The 5,580-nt window shown below is 51.0% G+C and carries 2 tRNA genes and 3 rRNA genes; all 5 read right to left on the bottom strand.

What is annotated here, in order from left to right:
- Positions 1 to 5: 5 nt before the first annotated feature.
- Positions 6 to 121, bottom strand: a 5S ribosomal RNA gene (gene rrf / locus CKW32_RS27955).
- 169 nt (positions 122 to 290) lie between these two features.
- Positions 291 to 3,182: ribosomal RNA gene (locus CKW32_RS27950) — 23S ribosomal RNA — on the bottom strand.
- A gap of 247 nt (positions 3,183 to 3,429) precedes the next feature.
- Positions 3,430 to 3,505: transfer RNA gene (locus CKW32_RS27945), tRNA-Ala, on the bottom strand.
- A 30-nt stretch (positions 3,506 to 3,535) separates the two neighbouring features.
- Positions 3,536 to 3,612: transfer RNA gene (locus CKW32_RS27940), tRNA-Ile, on the bottom strand.
- 83 nt (positions 3,613 to 3,695) lie between these two features.
- Positions 3,696 to 5,232 (bottom strand): 16S ribosomal RNA (locus CKW32_RS27935).
- Together the 16S, 23S and 5S rRNA genes with 2 tRNA genes alongside form the textbook arrangement of a ribosomal RNA operon.
- Positions 5,233 to 5,580 lie beyond the last annotated feature (348 nt).

Here is a 5,580-nt window from a genome sequence, read left to right as displayed (position 1 = left end):
TTTAATCTTGACGATGACCTACTCTCACATGGGGAAACCCCACACTACCATCGGCGATGCATCGTTTCACTACTGAGTTCGGGATGGGATCAGGTGGTTCCAATGCTCTATGGTCGTCAAGAAATTCGGGTACTGAGTCGTGACCAGTTGGCCTCGCTTCAGCAAATTGGGTATGTGATAGCTTTCGGTGTTTGCAAGAGTCGAACTTTCGGTTCATTTCGTCTTCACACACCGCAATCTGGTGCTCTTTCGCTTTTCAGCTCGAAGCAAGCAAATTGCTTGGGTGTTATATGGTCAAGCCTCACGGGCAATTAGTATTGGTTAGCTCAACGCCTCACAGCGCTTACACACCCAACCTATCAACGTCGTAGTCTTCGACGGCCCTTCAGGGAACTCAAGGTTCCAGTGAGATCTCATCTTGAGGCTAGTTTCCCGCTTAGATGCTTTCAGCGGTTATCTATTCCGAACATAGCTACCCGGCAATGCCACTGGCGTGACAACCGGAACACCAGAGGTTCGTCCACTCCGGTCCTCTCGTACTAGGAGCAGCCCCTCTCAAATCTCAAACGTCCACGGCAGATAGGGACCGAACTGTCTCACGACGTTCTAAACCCAGCTCGCGTACCACTTTAAATGGCGAACAGCCATACCCTTGGGACCGGCTTCAGCCCCAGGATGTGATGAGCCGACATCGAGGTGCCAAACACCGCCGTCGATATGAACTCTTGGGCGGTATCAGCCTGTTATCCCCGGAGTACCTTTTATCCGTTGAGCGATGGCCCTTCCATACAGAACCACCGGATCACTAAGACCTACTTTCGTACCTGCTCGACGTGTCTGTCTCGCAGTCAAGCGCGCTTTTGCCTTTATACTCTACGACCGATTTCCGACCGGTCTGAGCGCACCTTCGTACTCCTCCGTTACTCTTTAGGAGGAGACCGCCCCAGTCAAACTACCCACCATACACTGTCCTCGATCCGGATAACGGACCTGAGTTAGAACCTCAAAGTTGCCAGGGTGGTATTTCAAGGTTGGCTCCACGCAGACTGGCGTCCACGCTTCAAAGCCTCCCACCTATCCTACACAAGCAAATTCAAAGTCCAGTGCAAAGCTATAGTAAAGGTTCACGGGGTCTTTCCGTCTAGCCGCGGATACACTGCATCTTCACAGCGATTTCAATTTCACTGAGTCTCGGGTGGAGACAGCGCCGCCATCGTTACGCCATTCGTGCAGGTCGGAACTTACCCGACAAGGAATTTCGCTACCTTAGGACCGTTATAGTTACGGCCGCCGTTTACCGGGGCTTCGATCAAGAGCTTCGCGTTAGCTAACCCCATCAATTAACCTTCCGGCACCGGGCAGGCGTCACACCCTATACGTCCACTTTCGTGTTTGCAGAGTGCTGTGTTTTTAATAAACAGTCGCAGCGGCCTGGTATCTTCGACCGGCATGAGCTTACGGAGCAAGTCCTTCACCCTCACCGGCGCACCTTCTCCCGAAGTTACGGTGCCATTTTGCCTAGTTCCTTCACCCGAGTTCTCTCAAGCGCCTTGGTATTCTCTACCCAACCACCTGTGTCGGTTTGGGGTACGGTTCCTGGTTACCTGAAGCTTAGAAGCTTTTCTTGGAAGCATGGCATCAACCACTTCGTTAACTAAAAGTTAACTCGTCATCAGCTCTCGGCCTTAAGATCCCGGATTTACCTAAGATCTCAGCCTACCACCTTAAACTTGGACAACCAACGCCAAGCTGGCCTAGCCTTCTCCGTCCCTCCATCGCAATAACCAGAAGTACAGGAATATTAACCTGTTTTCCATCGACTACGCTTTTCAGCCTCGCCTTAGGGACCGACTAACCCTGCGTCGATTAACGTTGCGCAGGAAACCTTGGTCTTTCGGCGTGGGTGTTTTTCACACCCATTGTCGTTACTCATGTCAGCATTCGCACTTCTGATACCTCCAGCAAGCTTCTCAACTCACCTTCACAGGCTTACAGAACGCTCCTCTACCGCATCACTTACGTGATACCCGTAGCTTCGGTGTATGGTTTGAGCCCCGTTACATCTTCCGCGCAGGCCGACTCGACTAGTGAGCTATTACGCTTTCTTTAAAGGGTGGCTGCTTCTAAGCCAACCTCCTAGCTGTCTAAGCCTTCCCACATCGTTTCCCACTTAACCATAACTTTGGGACCTTAGCTGACGGTCTGGGTTGTTTCCCTTTTCACGACGGACGTTAGCACCCGCCGTGTGTCTCCCATGCTCGGCACTTGTAGGTATTCGGAGTTTGCATCGGTTTGGTAAGTCGGGATGACCCCCTAGCCGAAACAGTGCTCTACCCCCTACAGTGATACATGAGGCGCTACCTAAATAGCTTTCGAGGAGAACCAGCTATCTCCGAGCTTGATTAGCCTTTCACTCCGATCCACAGGTCATCCGCTAACTTTTCAACGGTAGTCGGTTCGGTCCTCCAGTTAGTGTTACCCAACCTTCAACCTGCCCATGGATAGATCGCCCGGTTTCGGGTCTATTCCCAGCGACTAGACGCCCTATTAAGACTCGCTTTCGCTACGCCTCCCCTATTCGGTTAAGCTCGCCACTGAAAATAAGTCGCTGACCCATTATACAAAAGGTACGCAGTCACCCAACAAAGTGGGCTCCCACTGCTTGTACGCATACGGTTTCAGGATCTATTTCACTCCCCTCTCCGGGGTTCTTTTCGCCTTTCCCTCACGGTACTAGTTCACTATCGGTCAGTCAGTAGTATTTAGCCTTGGAGGATGGTCCCCCCATATTCAGACAAAGTTTCTCGTGCTCCGTCCTACTCGATTTCATGACTAAGAGATTTTCGCGTACAGGGCTATCACCCACTATGGCCGCACTTTCCAGAGCGTTCCGCTAATCTCAAAGCCACTTAAGGGCTAGTCCCCGTTCGCTCGCCACTACTAAGGGAATCTCGGTTGATTTCTTTTCCTCAGGGTACTTAGATGTTTCAGTTCCCCTGGTTCGCCTCTTACGCCTATGTATTCAGCGTAAGATAACCATCTTATGATGGCTGGGTTCCCCCATTCAGACATCTCCGGATCAAAGTCTGTTTGCCGACTCCCCGAAGCTTTTCGCAGGCTACCACGTCTTTCATCGCCTCTGACTGCCAAGGCATCCACCGTATGCGCTTCTTCACTTGACCATATAACCCCAAGCAATCTGGTTATACTGTGAAGACAACATTCGCCGAAAATTCGATTTGGCTCTTTCGAGCCACTCACAAATTTTACCTTAGCCTGATCCGTTACCAGTGAAAGTAACGTTCAGTCTATCTTTCTATCACATACCCAAATTTTTAAAGAACGATCTAATCAAAGACTAGAAATCAACATTCACCATCATCACAATGGAATGCTCATTTCTAAGCTTTCAACAAACAGAAGCAGTAGTGGTGGAGCCAAACGGGATCGAACCGTTGACCTCCTGCGTGCAAGGCAGGCGCTCTCCCAGCTGAGCTATGGCCCCGTATTTCTACAGGCGTTTCCCACACAAAATTGGTGGGTCTGGGCAGATTCGAACTGCCGACCTCACCCTTATCAGGGGTGCGCTCTAACCAACTGAGCTACAGACCCAATTTCGGGCTGCTTCTTTATCGTCTTCTTCAATGAATCAAGCAATTCGTGTGGGAACTTATGGAGCAGCTGATGTCGTCGATTAAGGAGGTGATCCAGCCGCAGGTTCCCCTACGGCTACCTTGTTACGACTTCACCCCAGTCATGAATCACACCGTGGTAACCGTCCTCCCGAAGGTTAGACTAGCTACTTCTGGTGCAACCCACTCCCATGGTGTGACGGGCGGTGTGTACAAGGCCCGGGAACGTATTCACCGCGACATTCTGATTCGCGATTACTAGCGATTCCGACTTCACGCAGTCGAGTTGCAGACTGCGATCCGGACTACGATCGGTTTTATGGGATTAGCTCCACCTCGCGGCTTGGCAACCCTCTGTACCGACCATTGTAGCACGTGTGTAGCCCAGGCCGTAAGGGCCATGATGACTTGACGTCATCCCCACCTTCCTCCGGTTTGTCACCGGCAGTCTCCTTAGAGTGCCCACCATTACGTGCTGGTAACTAAGGACAAGGGTTGCGCTCGTTACGGGACTTAACCCAACATCTCACGACACGAGCTGACGACAGCCATGCAGCACCTGTCTCAATGTTCCCGAAGGCACCAATCTATCTCTAGAAAGTTCATTGGATGTCAAGGCCTGGTAAGGTTCTTCGCGTTGCTTCGAATTAAACCACATGCTCCACCGCTTGTGCGGGCCCCCGTCAATTCATTTGAGTTTTAACCTTGCGGCCGTACTCCCCAGGCGGTCAACTTAATGCGTTAGCTGCGCCACTAAGAGCTCAAGGCTCCCAACGGCTAGTTGACATCGTTTACGGCGTGGACTACCAGGGTATCTAATCCTGTTTGCTCCCCACGCTTTCGCACCTCAGTGTCAGTATCAGTCCAGGTGGTCGCCTTCGCCACTGGTGTTCCTTCCTATATCTACGCATTTCACCGCTACACAGGAAATTCCACCACCCTCTACCATACTCTAGTCAGTCAGTTTTGAATGCAGTTCCCAGGTTGAGCCCGGGGATTTCACATCCAACTTAACAAACCACCTACGCGCGCTTTACGCCCAGTAATTCCGATTAACGCTTGCACCCTCTGTATTACCGCGGCTGCTGGCACAGAGTTAGCCGGTGCTTATTCTGTCGGTAACGTCAAAACAATCACGTATTAGGTAACTGCCCTTCCTCCCAACTTAAAGTGCTTTACAATCCGAAGACCTTCTTCACACACGCGGCATGGCTGGATCAGGCTTTCGCCCATTGTCCAATATTCCCCACTGCTGCCTCCCGTAGGAGTCTGGACCGTGTCTCAGTTCCAGTGTGACTGATCATCCTCTCAGACCAGTTACGGATCGTCGCCTTGGTGAGCCATTACCTCACCAACTAGCTAATCCGACCTAGGCTCATCTGATAGCGCAAGGCCCGAAGGTCCCCTGCTTTCTCCCGTAGGACGTATGCGGTATTAGCGTCCGTTTCCGAACGTTATCCCCCACTACCAGGCAGATTCCTAGGCATTACTCACCCGTCCGCCGCTCTCAAGAGAAGCAAGCTTCTCTCTACCGCTCGACTTGCATGTGTTAGGCCTGCCGCCAGCGTTCAATCTGAGCCATGATCAAACTCTTCAGTTCAAACATCTTTGGGTTTTTAAGAAACCCTAAACTTGGCTCAGCAATCGTTGGTTACATCTTTGATTTCTCGCGGAGTAACTTGTGATGCTGATAATCTTGTTGACTATCAGTCTGACTCCACAAGCACCCACACGAATTGCTTGATTCAGTTGTTAAAGAGCGGTTGGTTAAGATCTTTCGTCTCAACCGAGGCGCGCATTCTACAGCAGCCTCATTTGCTGTCAAGTGATTATTTTCAGAAGCTTTCGAAGATTTCTTCAACAACTTCAACCACTTGCGCTTCTGATCTCTCATCAGCGGGAGGCGAATTCTACAGCGTTACACGCTGCTGTCAACACCTCTTTTTCA

The sequence above is a fragment of the Pseudomonas sp. Irchel 3H9 genome (assembly GCF_900187495.1).
Classification (GTDB): domain Bacteria; phylum Pseudomonadota; class Gammaproteobacteria; order Pseudomonadales; family Pseudomonadaceae; genus Aquipseudomonas; species Aquipseudomonas sivasensis.
This window is presented reverse-complemented; position numbering and strand designations above follow the sequence as displayed.